Genomic DNA, 20,334 nt, shown 5'->3' on the forward strand with positions numbered 1-20,334 from the left:
GACATAAATGGCATACGACATTGGGCAAACATGCATGCTCGTGAACATCGGCCTGTCTCGGAGTGAATGCGCGTCGTGGGTGCAGGCTTGGGGCTCTATCGGCGCGATCGTGATGGCCGCGTGGGCGGTGCACTGGGCCCACAGGAAGCAGCTGCGCCAAAAGGAGCGAGAAGCTGCGGCTGACTACACCCGATTTCTCGAAACGCTCTTTCAGCTGTTGGGCGGCACGCGCGGTGTCGCATTCAAGATCACAGAGGTGGAAGCCGTCGGATCGGGATCGACCCCAGACGAACAGCGGACCATGCTTGCGGAACTCTCTGCTTTGTCGGACGCGTTCAAGCGTGTCGACCTCAGTCGCTTCGATCGCTACGACTATGTCGAGGCATGGCTCGTGGGTGACGGGTTGACTCGAAAGTTGATATCTGCGATCGAGTACTTTGCATCGCCCGCTTACAGCCTGACGTTGGACCCCCGCTATCTCGAATTCACGGCCGGGGAGGCGATTCGGCAATTGGACGCGAGAGGCAGCAAGCTGTACGCAGCCATCGAAGCACGGGGTGGTCCTCCAGGCAGTCCTGCGCTGCCCAAGGATTGGACTAAAAGAGCGAGTCCAAGTCATTGAATCACCCCAATCGATAACGCCATCGCGACGTCGCGCACCCAGATAGGCTGGGCCGACAGCATGAAGGTCTCGCCACTCATCGCCAGCAGCAGCGTGGCGCCCATCACCTCGGCGATCGCGCAGGCGGCGTCGCTGGGCACGGCATTGCCGATGCGCTCGCGCCAGGCCTGATCGCTGAGACCGTCCAGCTCGAAGCGCTCCTCGGGGTCGAACAGCGACTGCAGGGCGGCCAGCTCCAGCGTGGTGAAGGGGCGGTGCCACGTCCCGTCCAGCGACTGGATGCGGCACACCAGCTTGTCGGCAGGGGCCGGCATGGGCCGAGGATCGGCGACGCTCCAGCGGCCGTTGTCGTGGCACGCTGACGCGCTGACAGCACCAGCCTGCCCCGTCCATGGCGTCACCCCATAGTGGCCGGCTGAGAGGTAGGCGTCGCCCTTGCCGCGCACCATGCCGCTGCGCGGATCTGCGACGGACAGGTAGCCGCCCTGGACCCCTTTCCCGCCTGCCGTCACGGTGCGGCTCGTGTGCTCCCAGTCGGCGACATGCAGATGCCCATGGCGACCGTCCCACTCGGGCCGAGGGTCGGCGACGGCCTGCCCGCTCCCGTGCGCGCTGGTGACGGCGCAGCTGGCGCTGGCCCAGGGCACGATGCGGAACTCATTGCTGTGCTTCGCGGGTCCTTGGTGCCGAGGGTCGGCAATCGTGTAACTGCCCTGTCCGGGGTTCTGCTGCCCGCCGATCGTGCCCATGGGCGCGTCCCACCGGCGCACGCCGTAGGCCTGGCCGTCCGTCCATTTCGTCGACTGCTCGAAGCGAGGGTCGGCGATGGCGAACCTCCCGTTCGACGGCAGTGATTCGCCCGCCACCGCGCCGCTGGGCGCGTCCCATTCGGTCACACCGTAGCCGGCGGCATAGAGCTGCTGGCGCGGGTCGGCCACTGAGAACGAACCGTTATGCGGCCGGCTGGCGCCAGCAACGACGCCTGCGGGCTTCGACCACTCCCGCACGCCGAGGGCGCCGCCGTGCATCTCGGGCACGATGAGGTAGTCGCGCAGGTGCCCGTTCTCGACCGCCAGCTTGTTGAGACTGCGCCAGTCGCTGCCGGCCTCGACGAAGGCTAGACGAACCCATGTCTTCCACTGCAGCGCCGGGATGCGATGCATCGGGCCCGCGCGGAGGTCGCCGGGCATCAGCATCTTGCCGAGCACGTCGCCCACGGCGCGCAGCGGGCGCTTCTCTGGCTCGTACAGGAATGGCGGCACCTTCTCGATGTGCCGGGCCACCAGCAGGAAGCGCTTGCGGCTCTGCGCCAGGCCACCCAGCTCGCCGCAGTCGTGCGTCGTCTCGGCCACGGCGTAGCCGTAGCTGCGCAGCAGGTCGACGATCTGGTCGAGCAGGTGCCGGCCGCGCGTGGCGATGCGCGGCACGTTCTCGAAGACGAACAGCTCCGGCGGATCGTCCCTCCAGGCCTCCAGCATCAGCCAGACGCCGCGCAGCGTCAGGCGGTTCAGGGCCTGGTACTTGTCGGTCTTGCTCTTGCCTTCGGACAGCAGGCCGCTGAAGCCCTTGCAGGGTGCCGACAGGAAGACGATGTGCGGGCGCTCGTGGCCGGCGGCGCGATGAATGTCGGCCGGCATGGCCTCGGTCCATCCTTCCGGAGGCGGGCGCCCGTGGAAGGCCTCGAACTGGCTGCGGTCGAAGAGGTCGAGGACGGTGCCCTTCGCGTTGGCCAGGCGGTTGAAGTCGCGGATGGCCGCAGAGTCCACGTCGATGCCACCGATGCAGCGGAACTTCGCCTGCAGGTTGCCGACGCGCGGGTTGGCCTTATTGAAGCCGCGTGCGCCGCCACCGAGGCCGACGAAGGCGTGGAAGTGTCGGATTTCGACTGCTTTCATGCTGCACCGCCTTCACCAGTGCTGGCTGCGGCGAGTGCCGCGCGCGCGAGTGCAAGCACCGACGCGATCAGGTCCGCATCCATGTCATGGCCGAACGCCATCACCGGAGGGTGGGCGGCCGGGTACAGGACTCGCGCTGGCATATCTTGCTGCCGGTGCTTCTCGATCACGGTTACCGCAACGTCATCGAGGCCCCCGAGCAGGGGCGACCGATGAAAGTGCTGCGCAGGAAACGTATAGGTTTGCCCGGCCTTGATTCGTATCGTGTGGCGGAGCACTCGGAACGAGCCGTTCAGGTCCGAGGTGGGGCCGTGGAACTTGTTGTCAGCAGCGGCGCGCGCGTGTGTCAGAGCCATCATCCTGTGGTCGCCGGTGGACGATTCGTAGGGCGACAGTTCCTCGTGCGCGATGGTTCCGCAAAGGACGTGCGACACCATGTCGAAACGGTGGTCGTGCGCATCGCCGCTGATTTCCATGCCTGGCTTGAGAAGCCGGCGGCTCCAGATGTGCAAGCGCGTCTCGATGCCGGTGCCTTCGTCGAGATAGCCCTGGAGCACGCCGATGCCGTGATGGCGCCATGTGATGCCATCCAGTGCGCGCAGTGCCATGGCTCGCATGGAGGGCCACGCCTGATTCCGGGTGACTTCGGTAACGAACCTCACGCTGCACCGCCTTTCGAAGAAGCCTCGATGCGGTCGGTGCTTTCGATGGCTGCGATTGCGAGGGCGGCGATCTTCACGAGGCGAGCGCGATGCTCGGCTCTGCTTGCGAGCTGGCGCGTCTGCTTGAGGATGCAGTTCTGCCAATCGACCACGCTATGCGTGTCGTCGTTGGCCGCGCCGCCCCATTGCTCGTCCTGGCGATTGCGTTCCGCGCTTACATCGCGGAAGGCGATCAGTCGCCGCCACCGCGTGCCGTCGAGCGTGTCGCAGAAGCTCGTTTGCAGCTCGTCATTGACGGTCCTCGGGCGGCGCCGTGTCTCCGGTATCGCTACGGGCTTCCAGCCCGCCGGCGGTGCGTATCCGGTAGGGGCGATCAGCTTGCGCTCGTACACGAGTTGCGCGAGCCGGGCGTCAACGTCGGCATGTACGTCGGCGACAGTGTGCGGCATGCAGGGCTCGTCGCAGTCGTGGTCGCATTCCTCGCACCCCGGCCAGTCGCCATTCATCGATGCGACGGCCTTCATAAGGTCGCCTTCGTCCCAGTCGTTGACTGTGCGCTCGCAGGCCCATTGGCTCGCAGCGGTGATGACGAGGAACTCGTTTGCCCGTTGGCCTGCTGCAGCTGCGACGGCCGAGGGCTTAGTGGCGTGGCCGAGAAGCCAGTCCTTGGCGTCGGCGAGAGAGTCGAAACGTCGGGTGTTCGGATGCGCTACCCATGAGCCGATTGGCTTCATGGAGCGCGGCGCAAGCGCAACATCCGGGAGCACGAAGGCGACGGGCTTTCCCATGCCAAGTGCGATACCGCATTCGACCAGCGCGCCCTTCAGCGGGAAATCTTCGGCCTCGGCATACAACAGAACGCCAGCTGAGGCTGCAATCTCGGCGTGGATGCGTTGCCACAGTTCGGCATAGCTTCTGGTTTCGCCCTCGCCGGACTCATCGATCCAAGTGCTGATGATCGGCCAGCCCTTCTCGCGAAGCCCTCGCCACATCATCGGGCGCTCTGGCACGCTCGCACGCGAAGCGACGTAGATGCCGGTGCCTGCTGGGGCCACCTGGTGCGCGGTGCCCGGCACGTTGTTTGAGGTGCGAGTCATGCGGCACCGCCTTCCTGCGCCGGCAGCGGCGCGAAGACGGGCTCGCGGTAGCTGGCCGACTTCAGGAACTTGCCCTTGGGCGCGTCCGGCTGGTCGGAGCCCGACTTCATCACCATCGTGGGGTACTCGCCCTCGAAGTACACATCGGTGACGCCAGAGGTTGCGTGCTTCGCGATGGTCGCGGCCTTGTCGGCATCGTCCTTGATGAAGCGCGTCATCACCCCGTCGACCACGTCATTCATGTCGCGGTCGGCATCGATGCCCATCAGGTGATGGGCGCCATATGCGAAGACGTGGATGTCGCAGAGCGCGTCGCGCGCCTGGTCGTGGCTGATGTCGCCGCACGCCTTGGCGGCGTTCCATTTCAGGTTCTCCACTGCCGCCTTGATGGCCGTCTCGTCGGCGCCCAAGGCGATGTACAGCTCCCCGAGTTCGTCGGCGATGTTCAGGCACTGCTTGCGAACCCGATCTTGATCGATCGATGCTGCGTTGCCGCGTGGGTTGCCGAAAGCGGTGTTCATTGCCGCGACGCGCTGGTAGTTCGTCTTCGTGCTCGGCATGTTGTCGAACACCGCGAGCACGGCGGCGCCCATGCGGCTGCGGATGAAGTTCTTCTCGGCTTCGACCTTAGTCACGCCGAACCACGCTGCGACACCGGCATCAAGGGCGGCATCGTCGAACTTGCCTGGCAGGAGGAAGAAGCGACGGTCGCCAGAATCGGGGAACGGATTCGCGGCGCCAGTCATGAAAATGATGTTGGGCTTGTTGGCGGTGCTCATGATTCGATGGACTCCATTTCGGTGTAGTCAGCAGAGAGGGAGAAAGAGACGGTGTCGGGCTGCACCAGCCAGGCGCGATCACCGACGGGCTGCAGCACTTCGGCTTCGACGCCGCGCGTGTGGATTACGTTGGAGCCCTTGCGTAGGTCGGCCTTCAGGCGCACCCGGTCACCTGGCTTGAAGGCGTTGGGGTTCTCGGCCTGCTGCAGCTGGGCGGCGATGGTCGCGGTGGCCTCTTCCTTCGACAGCTTGGGCTTGCGCGCTGGCTTGGCCGGGGCCGGCGCGGACTGGGTATTGACCGCCGCAGCGGCGCTTTCGACCTTGGCCTCGCTCGCGGCCTTCTTCATCGCGGCTTTGATGCCGCTCTTGATGCCGGCCACGTCGACCTCGAAGTCCTTGGCCACGGCCTCGATGCGCGCCGCCGGAGCGGCCTTCGCGCCGGCCACCAGCGTGCGCATGTCGTGCTGCACCAGCAGCAGCATCAGCACCCGCTCGACCTCGCCCTCGGGGCAGGTGTCGATGTGGCTCTCGATCGCCTCGCGGGGGGCAACCTTGCCGAGCTTGAGCAGGGCGCAGACATGCTGGCGCTCCTCGGTGCCGAGGCCGTCGACGATCATGTGCGCCAACAGGCGGACCACGGGCGCGCTGATGCCGCCGGCATAGTCTTCCTGCAGGGCCTCGTCGATCTTCTCGACAGCGGCGCGCCGCCATTCCTTCTCGAACTGCTCGATGCCGCGCCGTTGGGCTTCGGCTTCGCTGGTGGCCACGGTCTTCGGCTTCTCCAGGCCCTGTTCCTTCAGCAGCTGGCCGACGACGGCCGTGGGCAGCATTTCGACCATCTCATGCGTCTGCGGGTCTTCGACCAGCGTGGTCGCGGGCATGTCCTTGCCGAGCACCTTGCGCAGCGTCTTCATCTGCCCGCCGATCGCCTGGTGGTCGTCGACCTTCGTGTACCCGCGCAGGGTCGTGCCGTTGGGCATGATCTCTTTCGCGGCTTTGCCGACGATCACGGTCTGGCCGCGCGCCTCGGCCTCGGCCGTCACGCGGGCGTAGTGCGCTTCCTTCTTCTCGCTGAAGCACTGCGGGTCGGTGCAGGTGTCGGCGTGCGCTACGTCGTCGAACAGATCGGGGTTTGCGCCGGTACGCTTCGGGCAGGTGCGGCAGCTGCCTGCGGCAGCAACGAGCGTTTCGTCCGTGATCTTGAAGGGCGCACTGCCGAGACGCAGCATGTAGCGCTGATCGACGATGTCCTTCGCCTTCCGGTAGCTCATGGGCTCGCCGTGAAAGTCGGCGGAGAAGTCCTTCAGCACCGCAGGCTGCAGGTGGGCGGGCCGAAAGGCCACCAGTTCGGCCGTGGAGCGGGTCAGCTTGCCGGCATAGAAGGCCTCGCGCGCCTCGCTGACGAGGTCGAGCAGCTTCATCGTCTTGTAGACGTAGGTGCGGCCCTTGCCGATCTCGGCGGCGATCTCTTCCGGCGTCATGCCGGTGGTCTGGCGCAGGCGCTCGTAGCCTTCGGCCTCCTCCATCGGATGCAGATCGCGGCGCTTCAGGTTCTCGATGAGCTGCAGCTGCAGAACCTCGGCGTCCGACAGATCGCGAATGAGCACCGGCAGAAAGCGCAGACCAGCCATCTCGCTCGCGCGCCAACGCTGCTCGCCGGCAACGATCTCGTGCGTGGGCCTCGGGGCGTCCCTGCGTCGATCGGTGTAGGTCTCCGCGAGGCGGGCACCTGGCAGCGGGCGCACCAGCAGCGGCTGCGCCACGCCGTGCTTCCTGATGCTCTCGGCCAGGTCCGCGAGGAAGTCGTGGTCGAAGTGCGTGCGCGGGTTGGTCAGGCTCGGAACGAGGGCGGAGCGCTGCAGGTGGGCGAACCCGCCGTTCTGCACCAGCTCGGGCTCGACCGGTTCGACGGGGGCGATGGCCGTGCTCTTGCCTGCCGCCTCGGCCTTGGTGACCGTGATCGCCTTCGACTCGACTGCCGACGCCGGGTCGAGTCCCTGCAGCTTCTGCAGCTCGGTGCTGGTCACCTTGGCAGGCTGGGTCTTGCCGGCGCGGCGGTCGCGGTCGTACTGCTGCTTCTTCTCGCGGTTGCGATCGTCCCAGCTGGCTTTTTGCCCGAGCTGGCAAGTGCGGCAGTAGCGCTGCAGGCCGTTCGGGCGCGAGGCGTTCTTGTTGTACGCGTCGCGCGGCAGATCCTTCTCGCAGCCGGGGCAGTGGACGAGGGTGGACGTGGCGACGGCGGTCATGCTGCGCTCCGTTCTGCTTGCGCCTTCGTTTCGAGGAAGGCCGTGGCTGCGTCCAGATCGCCCTTGTCGGCGATGGTCAGGGTGCCCGCCTTCAGCTTCTCGTGGAGCACGGGGAGGAGCCTGATGTCGAAGGCCTCGCGACTGCCCGCGTGGTCGGGTGCCGGCGGTTTGGCCAGGAGCACGCGGCCGTCAGGGAAGTGCCTGCGGCTGCCGAAAAGGCTGGGCAGGTCGAAGGCGTCATACGCGCCCGGGCGCGGGCACGTGCGGCCCAACTCGGGGCAGGTGTAGGCCCAGCTGGGCAGAGTGGCGGAAGGGCCGCTCTGCGGCGGCGTGGTGCTGGCGCGCAGCGCGCTGGCGATGTACTTCGTGCCGCGCTTCATGCTGCCACCTGCACAGAGACGTTGGCGCGATCGACGCCGAGGTCGCGGGCGACGAACTCGGACAGCACGAGGCCATGCAGATGCCGCACGTCGTAGGCGTTCGCGATCACCGCGTCCGGCTTGAATCGCGCGCCGCTGGTGGCGCTGACGTGGCCGTTCTCGCTCGCCCCGTCGTGGCCGGGCCGGGTGATCTGCCAGATGGTGCCGCCAAGCGCGCGCACGAGGTCGACCTCGTTGTCGAAGCGGCAGTCCGTGATGACGAAGCGACGCTCGCCTGTATGACGGTAGAAGGTCAGCTTGTTGTTCAGCTGCTTCACCCAGTACAGCGTGTCCTGCTTACGACGGTACTCGGTGCCCCACCACTGCATCAGTTGACGCGGCGAGCGCGGCTCGTGCAGCCAGTCTTCCCGCACAGCGCCGTTGGCGTCGATGGCTTCGCGCGGCTGCGCCATCACGAGGAAGGCGCGGAACTCCGCCGGCGCGCGGCTGAGCGAGAGGGCTTGCTGCGGGCGCTCCTTCGCGATCGGGTTGGTGAACACGTCAATGCCCACCTCGAAGGCATTGGCCAACTCGCCGCGCAGCGCGTCGGCGAAAGCCATCTTGCGGAAGCCCTGCGTTACGAGCAGGTCGGCCACGGTGTCCTTGCCCGCACCGGCGTACCCGGTGAGGCCGAAGAGATGTTTTTTCATGGGTGATTGGCCGCAACGGGCCGGGGTTGGTTGGGGGAATCGATGCAGGGCTCGGCGTGGTAGCTGGGCCACCGTTCGGGGGCGAAGCTGCAGCCAGTGATGAAGCCCTCCAGGCCGTCGCGGGAGGGGTGCGGGCGAACGCGCTCGAGTTCGACATTCAGGGCGCAGCCGCCGACGAGGCGAGCGGCGTGGATCTGCACGAACATCGCGCCGTCGTTGCCCTTCCAATAGGCAATCAGCGGCTGTACGCCGCCTCGCTTCGTGCGCTCCAGCAGCGAGAACTGCCAGGCGTGCAGGTCGCCGCTGTCGGGCGAATGCAGCCGTACGAGGCTGGGGCGGGACGTGAGGAAGAAGAGACCAGAACCTTTCACGGCGTACCTCCGGGGGAGAACGAGGCGATGAGGAACGCGAAGAAGCAGACGAGCGCGACCGCATAGACCGCGATGCGCAGCAACTCGCGAAGAAGTCCGCCGGGGCCGGCGGTGGTGGCGGGGTCGCGCTGCACGTTCACTCTCCCGTGCGTGCGACGCGCTGGGCGTCAGCGATGGCGTCGGCCTTGTCGGCCTGAACGAGCGTGTGCGTATCGCACTCGTCGGGGCCGTCGAGCAGGTGGCTCGCGCCCACGAGGAACGCGATGGCGGCGGCGATGAGCCAGCGGGTGGCGACGCTCACGATCGCGCCTCCCGAGCCTCGTCGAGGGCGCCGCGGAGCGCCTTTCCCATCGGGGTGCCATATCCCCAGTCCCCCGGGGCGCCAAAAGCGCGCAGGGCAGGTTTGCCCTCCAGCACTCGCGCCAGCACCCGTGCGAGTTCCGCCACGTCTTTGGTAAGGCGCTGCAGATCAGGGGGGATCTCTTCTTGGAGATCGTAGGAACGCTCGATAAGTGCGTCGGCCTGGGCGCGCACCACAGCGGCCAGCGTCTGTTCCGTGCTGCGCGCCTGGCTCCCCGGGCGCGACGGACTGGGCTCGACCGTCATCCCCACGAGCACTGCCTCGGGCCCGCTACCATCCATTGCGCAGGAGATGCGGGCGAGGAGGTCCGCGTCCGCAATGTCCGCAATCACTTGGGAGGGTGTATGGAGGGACTGAAGACGCTTGTGCTCGACTATTGGTACAAGCTGGTCATCTGGATCTCGGTCGCGGTGCTCGTGCTCGCGTTGACCGTTCCGTTGCAGGTGCCGAACCGTGTGGTCTTGCTTATCTCGCTCGGCTCGCTGCTCTTCGGCATCGGCCAATGGATCAACCACCCGCTGCAGGAGCGCATCGGTGTGGGATTCAAGATCTCTGGCCACCCCCGGAACGCCTGCTTCAGCGGCGTGCTCACTGAGATCGCCGGTGTGTGTCTTGTAGGCGTGGGGATCTGGAAGCTGCTGGCGTGACGCCAGATGGGCGAGCAGGCGCCCTACTGCGCGCGCCACTGCCGTGATGCGTGCGCCGTTCATGCCACGCCCCCGCTGGCCTTGACGATGGCGGCGCGGCGCTTGGCGCCAACCATCGCTTCATAGTCCCACTCCGGGTCCAGCTCGCCGGCAGCATCGCGGGCTTGCCATTCCTGCTCGGCTTTGAGTGCAGCGACGAGTTCCGCAATCAGCTCGTCGCGGTCATCGAACGGCACCAGCTCATGAGCGGGCACATGCTGGCGCCAGATGCTGAGTTCTCGGTCCTCGGGGCTGAGCGCTGGGATGACGATTGGGGCGTCGAGCACGAGGTCCGCTTGCAGCACGCGGTCACTGTCGACCGAGATCCCATGCACCACGCCCGTCACGCGCTGTCCCCGATGATCGCGATGGCGAACGCGCTGGCCAATGCGCAGCGAGATCTCGGCGCCGGCCCCCGACGTGTTCGAGGCAATTCCGCTTGCCATGTCAGCCCGCGTGGTCGATGCGCTCGACGTTCGACACCGGGCATCCGGTGACGTGGTGGGCGGCGCGCTGGGCGTGCTCGGCGTTGTCCGCGCGCACCTGTACGAACGGCAAGACGCCGTTCTCAGTGGCTACGGGGTGACCGAAGCGATCGAGGGGGGTGAAGAAGCAGCGGTAGCTGCGGGTGCCAGTGGAAGTTCTCGCCATGTCCATCTCCAAGAATTGAGACGGGGCGAGTATCAGCGCCGCTGATTCTTATGTCAATCAGCGGCGCTGATTATTGGCGCAACTATTTTGTAACAGCGCAGCTGATAGTTGGCGTGCAGGCGAGAAAAAGCCCGCGCGCAGCGGGCCGTGTGAGCAGAGCGAAGGGAGCGCTACAACTTTGCGCCCATCCAAACCGCGCGCCCTTGGATCAAGGGGGGATGTGCTTCGTCGAAATGAATGTCGGGATCGCCGTTGTCCGAGGCCGCCACCCAATCTCCATTGCGCTTGAGGAAACGCTTGACCAACATCTCTTCGCCCTTCACGAAGGCGTAGATGTGCCCCTCGCGCACGGTCGTGTCCGCCTGGTTAATGAGGATGACGGCCCCGTTTTGGATCGTTGGCTCCATGCTGCCACCGCGAACGCTGATGATCTTCGCCTGCTGGGTCGTGAGGCTGATGGACTGCAGGAAGTCCGATCGAAACTGGAGTTCGCCCTCTACCTCGACAACCCCGTTGACCCGGCCTGGCCCTGCGCCCGCCGCGACGCTAAGGCGCTGGATCGGAACGAAGTTCTCGTCGGCCAGAAGGCCAGCCGCTTCAGCAATCTTCTCGGCTTCCTTCGAGAGTCGTCGGCTGAACTCCCAGATCTTGCACCCCAGCCCGCGAGCAAACCCGGCCGCAGCTGTGAGGTTCAACGGGGAATGGGCGTTGAGGTAGTTCGCGACCATCGTTTGGCCCCCAATCCCGTACTCCATTCCGAATTCTTTCTGGTTGGGTGGCTTCACCTTGTCCCAGATGGCCTTCAGCTTGGCGGCCTCGGAGCGGTGCACGTCGGTGATCTTTGCCTTGCGGCTTGCGGTGTCATCTGCCATGACCCAAATAATCAGTTGCGCTGATATCGGTTAAACAGCGGCGCTGATTGACATGTGAATCAGCGCCGCTGATACTTGGCGCATGAATCCAGTCAAAGCCATCCGAGAACGCCTTGGGCTGACGCAGCGCGCCCTTGCTGAAGGTTTGGGCTGCACCCAAGGCAATGTCGCCAACTACGAGGCCGGACAGACCATGCTGCCAGGCACGGCCAAGGTGTTGATCGCGCTTGCTTTGGCGCGAGGTCTTCGACTGAGCTACGACCACATTTACGGGGACGCGAAGCTGCCCGAGCCATCCGTGGCAGACAAGGCGGCTGCGGATGCGTGAACTCGGCGATCTCGAACGCCGATGGGCCGTGTGGTGCGCGGAGCGCGTCAGGGTAGTGCCGCCATCGCCGCCGCCCCATGCAGCTGAGTCAACAGCTGCGCGCTCGCCTGGCGCCCCGCCTTCTCGGCGGCTTGGGCCATCGCCCCGATTCCTTCTGCGAACTGCTGTCGTCGCTCTGGTTGCATTTGCCGGATGGCAAGCATGGTCAGCGCGCCGACGGTTTCCTCCAGCGCGGTGACGCGCGCTTCCAACTGATCCAGCCTGTCCAAAAGAACCTCCTATGTCGTTGTTCCCCGATATTTCCGAGACTGATCGCGCAGCGGGTCGCGTCAGCTTGCGGGCGTTGGTGGTTCTGGCTTCTGCCGACTCGCGCCACCCCATAGACCTGTTTGAAGGCCCGGGTCGATGGGAGGCATCCGCAGACGCTGCAGGTGCGCTTCTATTGCGCGTGGCCAGAGTTTCCAGAGGTCCGGCTCCTGATCGGCGGGCGGGATCTTCTCCGCGATCCGGTCGTTCGCTGCCTCCAGGTCCTTCAGCAGAACCTCCAGAGTCGGAGCCGGCACCCGCGCCAAAAGCACCTCGACCACCGCTTCCATCGCCATCAGGCGATTCGTGTGGCGCAGTTGCCGTTCTTGAAGAGAGGTGAATGCCTTGATGGCCCATTTCTCGAACTCGCTCCGCTCCTGCGAGCCCTCGTCGCTCGCATCGTCGCTTTCCATGGGTGCCCCTTTCGTTGGCGGTGAAGTTGTGGTGACTGGATTGTCCAGCGACCGTGGGCGCCCGCCCTTGCTGAGTCTGTGTGCTGTGGAAGTCCATGGCACGCAGTCTCTTTTTTTTGTCTCTTCGGGTCATTCCGACCGGTTCCGAAAGATTCGGAACCGTTCGGAACGGCCCGACGCAACTGGTGCGTCACATGAATGAATCCCCCCTCTACGACGACGAGCTCGAAGCCGCGAAGGACACCGTCAAGGCCCTTGGCGGTGCCAAGAAAGTCGGCCCCATCTTCTGGCCCGACAAGACGCCCGAGAACGCCTCGCGCTACATGCTCGACTGTCTGAATGCCGGCCGTCCGGAGCGGCTGACGCCTTCCCAGGTGCTGCTGCTGATGCGTATGGGGCGCGAGGTGGGGCACCACGGGCTTGCCGAGCACTTCATGAGCGAGGCCGGCTATCAGCGCCCCGTGCCGATCAACCCCGAGGCCGAGGCTGCGGTGCTGGCGCACCAGATCGACGGAGTGTTCGGCCGAGCTGAAAGCCTGCTCGCTCGCCTGGAGCGTATCCGCAAGCTGGGTACACCGACCTGATGGAAAACTTTCAGGAAGTGCTTCATCAGATGGCGGAGTTCGGCATCGAGCTGCGCGCCACTGACCGCACCAACTTTCCCAAGCGGCACGACAAGCGCGTGACGTGCGGCAAGGGCGGCAAGTTCTGGTACTGGCTGCACGAGTTCCGGCGCGATGACGGCAAGGTCTATCTCGTCGGCCGCTTCGGCTCTTACAAGACCGGCAACTCGGAGAAGGTCCAGATCGACTGGAAGCCGATCAACGACGCCGAGCGCGCGCGCCGCGCCGCTGAGAACGAGAAGCTGCGCGCGGCGGCAGCTGCTGCCCGTGCGATCGAGATCGCCAACGCGGCAATGGATGCGGCCACATGGTGGCGGCGTGGCCAGAAAGAGGGCACGTCGCCGTATCTCCAGCGCAAGGGCCTGGCAGGCGAGTCCTGCCGCTATGTGCCTGAGGACGTGTGGATGCTCTGGCCCGCGCGCGATCCGCGCGAGGAAGACGTGCGGGTGTTTCTGCCGGCCGGCACACTCATCGTGCCGCTGCTGCGCTACGACCTCGATCGCAGCGAGGCCCTGCGGGGGCTGCAGTTCATTCGACCCGACGGCACCAAGATCTATCAGCGCGGCTTCGGCAAGCCCGGATGCTCGCTGCGACTGGGCGAGCATCCGGCTGAAGCGCAGCTGATCTGCGTGGTCGAAGGCTATGCCACAGGTCTGACCGTGCGCATGGCCGTCGACCGACTGCTGCCGGTGTATGTGGCCCTCGACGCCGGCAACCTGGTCAACGTCGTGCCGCTGCTGCGCCAGCTGTACCCCGACGTGCGCATCCTCGTGTGTGCTGATGACGACTGGCGCACCCGTGACCAGCAGACAGGCCGGCTGTCCAACCCTGGCCGCACTGTGGCCCGCCAGGTCTGCAAGCAGGTGCGCGGCTGCGACTTCGTGTGGCCGGTCTTCGACCCATCGACGCGCGGCGAGAAGGACACGGACTTCGACGACCTGCGCCAGCGCCAAGGGCTCGATGCCGTGAAGCGGCAGCTGCAGGGCGTGATCTCGATGATGGAGCGCGTGCATGGCTGAAGACACAGGCACGCCCGAAGAGCCGAACGCAGCCGCGCCGGAGCCACCGGCCTCTGCAGGTGACGCACCGCTCGATGACAACGTCTTGGTTTTCACCGGCAAGAAAAAGTTGTCGGTGTCGCTCACGGACGCGGACGGCAATCCCGTGGCGCTGGAAAGCCTAAGCCCCTCTGACCAAGCGAAAGTCGTAAAGCTGGTGGATGCCATGCAGGCGTCGAAGAAGAAGGCGAGTTCGGCTTCGGGCGATGGTCCCCCCGCCCCCTCGAAGCGCGAGAGCGCGCCCAATTCGGGAAAGGGGAAGAAGGCCAAGGGCGACGACGGCAAGGCGCCAGAGCGGGTCATCGACTGGGGAAAGTACAACTCGCTGATCGCGAAATTTGCTCTGATCTACGGCACCGACACGGTGTGGGATGGCGGCACCCGGAAGATCATGAAGATCGCGAACATGGCGCACGCCCACGGGTCGGACATGGTCCGGATGTGGAAGGCGTCGGAGAACCGGCGAACCGTGATGCCGGAGGATGTGGTGTTCGATCCGACGAACACCTGCGATCCGAAGCAGTGCATCAACCTGTACGACGGCTTTGCGATGGAGCCGGTCAGGTGCAAGCCTGCCGAGGTCGAGGTCATGCTCGAACTGCTCAAGCACCTGTGCGGCAACTGCGCCACCGGCGACCAGTCGATCGAGGCAGTCATGCATTGGGTTCTGTGCTGGTTGGCACTGCCGCTGCAGAGGCCGGGCGCGAAGCCGCGCTCCGCACTCGTGTTTCACGGGCCGCAGGGCACAGGCAAGAACTTGTTCTTCGACGTGATCCGCAGCGTGTACGGCAAGTACGGCGTCATGGTCGGTCAGACGCAGCTCGAAGACAAGTTCAACGACTGGCTCTCGGCGAAGTTGCTGGTGATAGGCAACGAGGTTGTGACTAGGCAAGAGCTGTACCACAACAAGAACATCCTCAAGTGGGTGATCACAGAGGAGCTGATTCCCATCCGGCCGATGCAGCAGGTGACGCGATGGGAAAGCAATCACGCGAACGTAGTGTTCCTCTCGAACGAGAGTCAGCCTCTCGTGCTTGAAGACAACGATCGCCGGTATCTGGTGGTCTACACGCCTTCGGCCGAGGACGGCGACCTGTACGGGCGCGTGGCGGCTTTCCTGGCGGATGGCGGGGCTGCGAAGTTCCTCTACTTCCTCCAGCACTACGACGTGGGCGACTTTGGCGAGCACACCAAACCGCTCATGACCGCCGCCAAGGCTGACCTCATAGAGCTGGGCATGCGCCCGGCAGAGCGGTTCATGTACGAGTGGCTGCAGGGATTCCTCCCTCTCCCTATGAGGGTCTGTTCGGCAGAGCAACTGTACCGAGCGTTCCGACGATGGTGTGACCAGTCCGGCGAGCGATACCCGCCGCCACGGGCGACCTTCACCAAGAACGCCGAGCGCTATGTGATCGAGCGCCTGGAGCGCGACGCGACGGGCGCCAGACTGCCGCCTCGGCTGACCTACAAGGTCGTGCAGCTTCGAGACGCCGAGAAGACCAACGGCCGCAAGGCGGTGCGCTGTTGGCTGCCACGGGGCACCGGGCCGAGAGAAGGAGCGACTGAGGGAGAGTGGGCTGCTGAGAGTGTCGAGGCGTTCGAGAAGTCCCTCAATCGCTTCTTCTATGCGAGTCGTGAGCCTGGCGGCCATGCGTCTGATAGCAACAGCGAGGGCGGGAGCGAGTCTCCCGTTACGCCGAATGCGTAACCCGTTTCGCCCGGAAACCCGCGCCGTTACGTGTGTTTCGCTTGTTTCGCTGCTTCTCTCACATGTGTGCATGCGGGCGTGTGCGTGCAGGCGCGTGCATGCACACACGGCGAGTGCGCGTAACCGCGTAACTCGCGTAACGGCGCGGGTTGCAAGCGATACGGGTTACGTGCCTCGCGCGCGCATGCCCCTCCATCCCCTTATCGATAGAAAAGGAAGAAGTGAATGATGAAGAACCCAGTGATGTCGGTGGCGAACGCAGTGTTCGTGGCGGGCGTCGACGTGATGGCCGATCGGATGAGCGCCACCATCTACAGCTGTCGCACTGGCGCGGCCCCGGTGCCCGTCGCCTCCACGCAGTGCCCCCACCCCCTTGTAGGTACTCCTGCGCGAGCGGGCCACGCGGGTAATTCGACCCGCCCGGCCGCAAGTGTGCGTGGCCTTCAGAAAAGTGAACGTTACGGTGAACGCGATCGCACGGAAGTGAACGTTCGGGCCGCGCGTCACGGTGGGAAGTGAACGCCGATGCGAGTGATGCACGTCGTTTCGGTTTCTGGGGGCAAGGACAGCCTGGCCACGCTCCTGATCGCCATCGCGCGATGCGGGCTGGCGAACGTCATCGCGATCTTCTGTGACACAGGCAACGAACATGAGGACACCTACGCCTACCTCGGCTACCTCGAACAGCAGCTGGGCATCAAGATCGTGCGGCTGAAGGCCGACTTCACCGCAGAGCTGCTGGCCAAGCGCATGTTCATTGCGCGCGACGTGCGCAATCGCCGTGAGTACGACACCTGCCCCGTGTTCGAGGCCGATGGCGTCACGCCGGTGCCGAAGCGTGACGGGCGCGGCGCGGTCGTGCTGAGCAAGAAGGGCAAGCCGGTTCAGAAGACCGTCAAGGTCGGGGGCGGTCGACGCGTCCGCTGGACCAACAAGGCGAAGCGCCGCGCCCTGGCCGTCATGTTCCCTAGCGGCAATCCCTTCCTCGACCTGTGCATGTGGAAGGGGCGGTTCCCATCACGTACCGCGCAGTTCTGCACGCAGGAACTGAAGACCAACATGGCGGTCGCCTTCCAGCTGGAGCTGATGGAGGCCGGCCATCGGGTGATCTCGTGGCAGGGCATCCGCCGCGACGAGTCTGAGAACCGCCGCGACGCCAAGAAGTTCGAGCGGGTCGGCAGGGGCCTCTGGATCGCGCGGCCCATCGTCGACAACACTGCCGCGGAAGTCCTCGCCTTCTCCGCTTCGCGTGGGATCGAGCCCAACCCGCTCTACCTGCAGGACATGAACCGCGTGGGCTGCATGCCGTGCATCAACTGCAGCAAGCCCGAGCTGCGAGCCATCGCTGCGCGATTCCCGGCGCATCCGGCGCGTATCGCCGATTGGGAATGGCGCGTCGGCCAATGCAGCAAGCGTGGCTACTCGACGTTCATGACGGACGCGCACCCCGCGAAGGATCGGCGCGTCGTGTTCGCCGATCTCAACATCTGGGCTCGCATCGAGTGGTCGAAGACCAGCAGGGGCGGTCGGCAGTACAACCTGCTCGACGAGGAAGAGAACCGGCCCTCGGGCTGCTCATCAAGCTACGGCCTCTGCGACGAGGGCGCTGGAGGGGCGGTTGCAGAGGAGGCAACGGCATGAACGGCAAGGTCGAACTGATCAGCCTGTCCGCCTATGCGCGCCTTCGCGGCGTGGCCAAGTCCGCTGTCTCCAAGGCCGTATCCGAAGGCCGCATCAGCACCATCAACGGCAAGATCGACCCCAAGGTAGCGGACGTGCAGTGGGCCCAGAACACCCGTGCGCGCGCCGACAGCAAGAAGGGAGGGGGAGATCTCGACTTCGATTCGGAAGCGACGGACGCGCCCGTGGCCACGTCAGAAACGCCTGCCGCCACGACGGGCAAGGGCGCGCGCTACGACAACTCCCGCGCGCACCGCGAGGAGTTCGCCGCGAAGCAGCAGGAGCTGGACTATCAGATCAAGGCCGGCAAATACGTCGACGCCGCCGAGCTGGAGGCCGAAGTGTTCCGACGCGAGCGCATGGTCCGCGATGCCATGCTCGGCATGTGCGTCAAGGCCGCGCCCGAGCTGGCCACGATCAGCGATGCCTTCGAGCTGGAACTGCGCCTCACGGCCTACGTGCGCGCCGCGCTGAAAGACCTGGTGGCCGCCCAATGAGTCTGCGCAATCCCGTCGACCTGGCCCGGAAGATCTTCACCGAGGCCTACGCGCCCGACCCGGAGATGTGGGTCGACGAGTGGGCCCAGGCGCACGCCCAGATCCCGACCGATGGCAATGCCGAGGGCGGCAAGTACGACGTGACCCGCACCCCGTTCGCCGCTGAACCGATGCGAGTGCTCAGCCCGTCTTATCCGTGCACCCGCGTCGTCGTCATGGCCGCGTCGCAGTTGCTGAAAACGCAAAGCGCGCTGAACTGGTTCATGGCCGTAGTCGATAGCGCGCCGGCCAACATCCTTGCGCTAATGCCGTCGAGCAATCTGGCGGGGCGACTGAGTTCGCGGATCGAGAAGACGCAGAAAGCCACGCCGCGAGTGCGGGGCAAGTTCGTCCAGCATCGATCGCGGGAAGGCAAGAACACGGCGGGCGCTAAGGAATTCCGGGGCGGCACCATCTACATCGAGACGGCGGGCAGCGCGGCGAATCTGGCGGAAGTGCCGGCGCGCTACGGTTACGGCGACGAGATCGACGACTGGGAGACCGACCTGCAGGGTCAGGGCGATCCGATCGTCGTGTTCGAGAACCGAGGGTCCACTTACGGGCGTCGGCGCAAGTGGTTCTACTCCAGCAGCCCGAAGAAGCCGCCGAAGCTGTCGAAGATCAACGCGCTGTTCCTGAAGGGCGATCAGCGCCACTACGAGGTTCCATGCCCTCACTGCGATCACTTCCACGTCCTGAAGTGGGAGAACATGCGCACGGATGAGAGCATGACTTGGGCGCGGATGATGTGCCCGGCCTGCGGCACGCTGATCGAGGAAGCGTTCAAGCCGCAGATGCTTACGCGCGGTCGCTGGGTGGCCACGGCCACCAGCCGCGATGGGACGATCAGCTTCACCATCTCCCAGCTGTACGCACCTCTCGGATGGACCAGCTGGCTCGAACTAGTGCGCATCTACTCCGAAGCCGAGCAGACGCTGAAGGTCGGCGACCACACTGCGATGCAGGCGTTCCACAACACCCGGCTGGCACTCTGCTACGACAACGCACCGGCCGCGACCACGGCGCAGAAGCTTCGGGCCAGGGCGTCCCATGCGCCGCGCGTGGTGCCGGCGGGAGCTTGGGTAGTGACGATGTCCGTGGACACGCAGCCCAACCGCCTCGAAGTGCAGGTGGAAGCCTGGGGCCCCGGCATGGAGCGATGGGTCATCGACTATCAGCAACTGATCGGGTCGCCCACGGCTTCGGTCGATGAGCCGGGCAGCGTGTGGCAGCGCCTCGACGAAATCCGCCGCACCCCTTGGCCACTGGCCATCGGCGGCAGGCCGATCCTGATCAGCGCGTACATGATCGACTCCGGTGGCGCCAACACGCAGGACGTGTACACCTACGGCGCACTACGGAAGAACAACGCCTGTTTGATCATCAAGGGCTCCAGCCGGCCGAACCGTCCCATCGTGAGCAGCGCCCCGACCAAGGTGGACTACAACTGGGGCGGTCAGAAGATCGAGGGCGGGGCTGAGCTGTGGTGGATCGGCACCGACGTGGCCAAGGATTACATCTTCAACCGCCTCCATCTGGAGTCGGGGCCGGGCGCGATGCATTTCCACTCCGCCCTCGAAGACGCATGGTTCGACGGTCTTCTCGCGGAGCGGGCCATCGTCAAGTTCAACAAGAAGGGGCACCCCGTCCGCACCTACGAGAAGGCGCCGGGCGACGCCAACGAGCCTCTGGACTTGTCCGTCTACAACCTGGCCGTGGCCTACCACCTCGGTCTGCATCGCTGGGCCGACAACGACTGGAAGCGCCTGCGAGACAAGCTGGCTCCGGAGCACCGCACGCTCGACCTGTTCGGCACCCCGCCGCTGGTCGATGCCCCCGCTGCTCCATCTCTCCCGCCACCGCGCGCGGAGGCCGACACCGTTTCCCGTGAAACGGCAGTTACGGAAAGCGTTCAGACGTCTGAACGAATCGCGCCGCCTGCCGCCGTCACTCCCCCTGTTCCTTCAACACCACCGCCGGTAATAGCCGGCCGGGCGTTCGGTGGGCGCCGCGTTCGTTCAAGAGGTATTTCATGAGCCAAGACACTGACATCAAGCGCTTCGCGGCGCCTGCGCCCGATAAAGAGACAGACCAGACAGAAGAGCTGTCCGACCTTGACAGAGACCTCGATGTACTGTGTGAGCGTTGGGTTGACTGGTGCCGCACGCGTAAGCTTTACGCCCCTGCTCCTGTCCCCAACTCTGTGCTTGGTCGGCTTAGCGGCACCGCGCGCCCGGCGCGCGTCGGTAGCGGAGACGCAATCAGCAGCGCGGAACTGTCGGCATTCCACTTCGCCTACATTAGCCAGCCTCACGGCCTAGAGAGGCAGGTCTTTGATCTCTACTATGTGGTCAGAGCGAAGCCAATCAAG

24 protein-coding genes are annotated in these 20,334 nt (G+C 65.3%); 9 read left to right on the plus strand and 15 right to left on the minus strand.

Annotation, left to right across the window (positions count from 1 at the left end):
- The first annotated feature begins 7 nt into the window (after positions 1-7).
- Positions 8-622 (plus strand): hypothetical protein, encoded by a 615-nt coding sequence (locus G369_RS0110645; protein WP_019653982.1) that lies wholly within the window; start codon positions 8-10, stop codon positions 620-622.
- On the opposite strand, the gene G369_RS0110650 is transcribed toward G369_RS0110645, so the two are convergent.
- Genes G369_RS0110650 through G369_RS0110705 form a run of 11 tightly spaced genes read right to left on the minus strand, consistent with a single transcriptional unit; the run spans position 616 to position 9,434 of the window.
- Positions 616-2,517 carry a DNA cytosine methyltransferase gene (locus G369_RS0110650; protein WP_019653983.1) on the minus strand — a complete coding sequence of 634 codons (1,902 nt, stop codon included), beginning with the start codon at positions 2,515-2,517 and terminating at the stop codon, positions 616-618. The two genes, G369_RS0110645 and G369_RS0110650, sit on opposite strands and share 7 nt — an antisense overlap.
- Positions 2,514-3,125 carry a hypothetical protein gene (locus G369_RS0110655; RefSeq protein ID WP_020723030.1) on the minus strand — a complete coding sequence of 204 codons (612 nt, stop codon included), beginning with the start codon at positions 3,123-3,125 and terminating at the stop codon, positions 2,514-2,516. Before G369_RS0110655 ends, G369_RS0110650 begins: the two co-directional genes overlap by 4 nt.
- Before the next feature lie 50 nt (positions 3,126-3,175).
- Positions 3,176-4,276, minus strand: coding sequence for a hypothetical protein (locus tag G369_RS0110660; protein ID WP_019653985.1), 1,101 nt, complete (start codon positions 4,274-4,276; stop codon positions 3,176-3,178).
- Positions 4,273-5,055: a nucleoside triphosphate pyrophosphohydrolase family protein gene (locus G369_RS0110665; protein ID WP_019653986.1), complete on the minus strand. Its 783-nt coding sequence runs from the start codon at positions 5,053-5,055 to the stop codon at positions 4,273-4,275. The genes G369_RS0110660 and G369_RS0110665 overlap by 4 nt, the downstream gene beginning before the upstream one ends.
- Entirely contained in the window at positions 5,052-7,301 is a 2,250-nt protein-coding gene (locus G369_RS37070; RefSeq protein ID WP_019653987.1) for a ParB/RepB/Spo0J family partition protein, read from the minus strand. Before G369_RS37070 ends, G369_RS0110665 begins: the two co-directional genes overlap by 4 nt.
- Positions 7,298-7,681 carry a hypothetical protein gene (locus tag G369_RS0110675; RefSeq protein WP_019653988.1) on the minus strand — a complete coding sequence of 128 codons (384 nt, stop codon included), beginning with the start codon at positions 7,679-7,681 and terminating at the stop codon, positions 7,298-7,300. The genes G369_RS37070 and G369_RS0110675 overlap by 4 nt, the downstream gene beginning before the upstream one ends.
- Positions 7,678-8,370: a deoxynucleotide monophosphate kinase family protein gene (locus G369_RS37075; RefSeq protein WP_019653989.1), complete on the minus strand. Its 693-nt coding sequence runs from the start codon at positions 8,368-8,370 to the stop codon at positions 7,678-7,680. Before G369_RS37075 ends, G369_RS0110675 begins: the two co-directional genes overlap by 4 nt.
- Positions 8,367-8,741 (minus strand): hypothetical protein, encoded by a 375-nt coding sequence (locus G369_RS0110690; RefSeq protein ID WP_019653990.1) that lies wholly within the window; start codon positions 8,739-8,741, stop codon positions 8,367-8,369. Before G369_RS0110690 ends, G369_RS37075 begins: the two co-directional genes overlap by 4 nt.
- On the minus strand, positions 8,738-8,875 hold the full coding sequence (locus G369_RS38535; protein WP_157773678.1) for a hypothetical protein: 138 nt from the start codon (positions 8,873-8,875) through the stop codon (positions 8,738-8,740). Before G369_RS38535 ends, G369_RS0110690 begins: the two co-directional genes overlap by 4 nt.
- Before the next feature lie 2 nt (positions 8,876-8,877).
- Positions 8,878-9,042, minus strand: a complete 165-nt coding sequence (locus G369_RS38540) for a hypothetical protein (RefSeq protein ID WP_019653992.1) — start codon at positions 9,040-9,042, stop codon at positions 8,878-8,880.
- Positions 9,039-9,434, minus strand: a complete 396-nt coding sequence (locus G369_RS0110705) for a hypothetical protein (protein ID WP_019653993.1) — start codon at positions 9,432-9,434, stop codon at positions 9,039-9,041. The genes G369_RS38540 and G369_RS0110705 overlap by 4 nt, the downstream gene beginning before the upstream one ends.
- Positions 9,435-9,446: 12 nt before the next feature.
- On the opposite strand from G369_RS0110705, the gene G369_RS0110710 reads away from it, so the two are divergent.
- Positions 9,447-9,749 carry a hypothetical protein gene (locus G369_RS0110710; RefSeq protein ID WP_019653994.1) on the plus strand — a complete coding sequence of 101 codons (303 nt, stop codon included), beginning with the start codon at positions 9,447-9,449 and terminating at the stop codon, positions 9,747-9,749.
- Between the two features lie 59 nt (positions 9,750-9,808).
- Here G369_RS0110710 and G369_RS0110715 read toward each other — a convergent pair whose 3' ends face one another.
- Together G369_RS0110715 and G369_RS37080 are read right to left on the minus strand one after the other, a co-directional pair.
- A complete protein-coding gene (locus tag G369_RS0110715; RefSeq protein ID WP_019653995.1) occupies positions 9,809-10,234 on the minus strand; it encodes a hypothetical protein in 426 nt (141 codons plus the stop codon).
- A 375-nt stretch (positions 10,235-10,609) separates the two neighbouring features.
- Positions 10,610-11,311, minus strand: coding sequence for a S24 family peptidase (locus G369_RS37080; RefSeq protein WP_019653997.1), 702 nt, complete (start codon positions 11,309-11,311; stop codon positions 10,610-10,612).
- An 82-nt stretch (positions 11,312-11,393) separates the two neighbouring features.
- Between G369_RS37080 and G369_RS0110730 the strand changes: the two genes are divergently transcribed.
- Positions 11,394-11,639 (plus strand): helix-turn-helix domain-containing protein, encoded by a 246-nt coding sequence (locus G369_RS0110730; RefSeq protein WP_019653998.1) that lies wholly within the window; start codon positions 11,394-11,396, stop codon positions 11,637-11,639.
- A 47-nt stretch (positions 11,640-11,686) separates the two neighbouring features.
- Here G369_RS0110730 and G369_RS0110735 read toward each other — a convergent pair whose 3' ends face one another.
- Together G369_RS0110735 and G369_RS0110740 are read right to left on the minus strand one after the other, a co-directional pair.
- Positions 11,687-11,908 (minus strand): hypothetical protein, encoded by a 222-nt coding sequence (locus tag G369_RS0110735; protein WP_019653999.1) that lies wholly within the window; start codon positions 11,906-11,908, stop codon positions 11,687-11,689.
- 60 nt (positions 11,909-11,968) lie between these two features.
- Positions 11,969-12,358 (minus strand): hypothetical protein, encoded by a 390-nt coding sequence (locus tag G369_RS0110740; protein ID WP_019654000.1) that lies wholly within the window; start codon positions 12,356-12,358, stop codon positions 11,969-11,971.
- 194 nt (positions 12,359-12,552) lie between these two features.
- On the opposite strand from G369_RS0110740, the gene G369_RS0110745 reads away from it, so the two are divergent.
- From G369_RS0110745 to G369_RS35645, 6 genes are all read left to right on the plus strand, one after another.
- Complete coding sequence (locus tag G369_RS0110745) at positions 12,553-12,942, plus strand: hypothetical protein (RefSeq protein WP_019654001.1); 390 nt, start codon at positions 12,553-12,555, stop codon at positions 12,940-12,942.
- Positions 12,942-14,000, plus strand: coding sequence for a toprim domain-containing protein (locus G369_RS0110750; protein ID WP_019654002.1), 1,059 nt, complete (start codon positions 12,942-12,944; stop codon positions 13,998-14,000). Before G369_RS0110745 ends, G369_RS0110750 begins: the two co-directional genes overlap by 1 nt.
- The gene (locus G369_RS37085) at positions 13,993-15,747 is read left to right on the plus strand and encodes a primase-helicase family protein (RefSeq protein ID WP_019654003.1); all 1,755 of its coding nucleotides are present in this window, start codon (positions 13,993-13,995) and stop codon (positions 15,745-15,747) included. The genes G369_RS0110750 and G369_RS37085 overlap by 8 nt, the downstream gene beginning before the upstream one ends.
- A gap of 534 nt (positions 15,748-16,281) precedes the next feature.
- The gene (locus G369_RS35640; RefSeq protein WP_020723031.1) at positions 16,282-17,388 is read left to right on the plus strand and encodes a phosphoadenosine phosphosulfate reductase domain-containing protein; all 1,107 of its coding nucleotides are present in this window, start codon (positions 16,282-16,284) and stop codon (positions 17,386-17,388) included.
- Positions 17,385-17,924 (plus strand): hypothetical protein, encoded by a 540-nt coding sequence (locus G369_RS0110770; protein ID WP_019654006.1) that lies wholly within the window; start codon positions 17,385-17,387, stop codon positions 17,922-17,924. Before G369_RS35640 ends, G369_RS0110770 begins: the two co-directional genes overlap by 4 nt.
- Positions 17,921-19,999: a phage terminase large subunit family protein gene (locus tag G369_RS35645; RefSeq protein ID WP_019654007.1), complete on the plus strand. Its 2,079-nt coding sequence runs from the start codon at positions 17,921-17,923 to the stop codon at positions 19,997-19,999. Before G369_RS0110770 ends, G369_RS35645 begins: the two co-directional genes overlap by 4 nt.
- Positions 20,000-20,334 lie beyond the last annotated feature (335 nt).

Source organism: Variovorax atrisoli 110B (genome assembly GCF_000382045.1).
GTDB classification, from domain to species: Bacteria; Pseudomonadota; Gammaproteobacteria; order Burkholderiales; family Burkholderiaceae_C; genus Variovorax; species Variovorax atrisoli.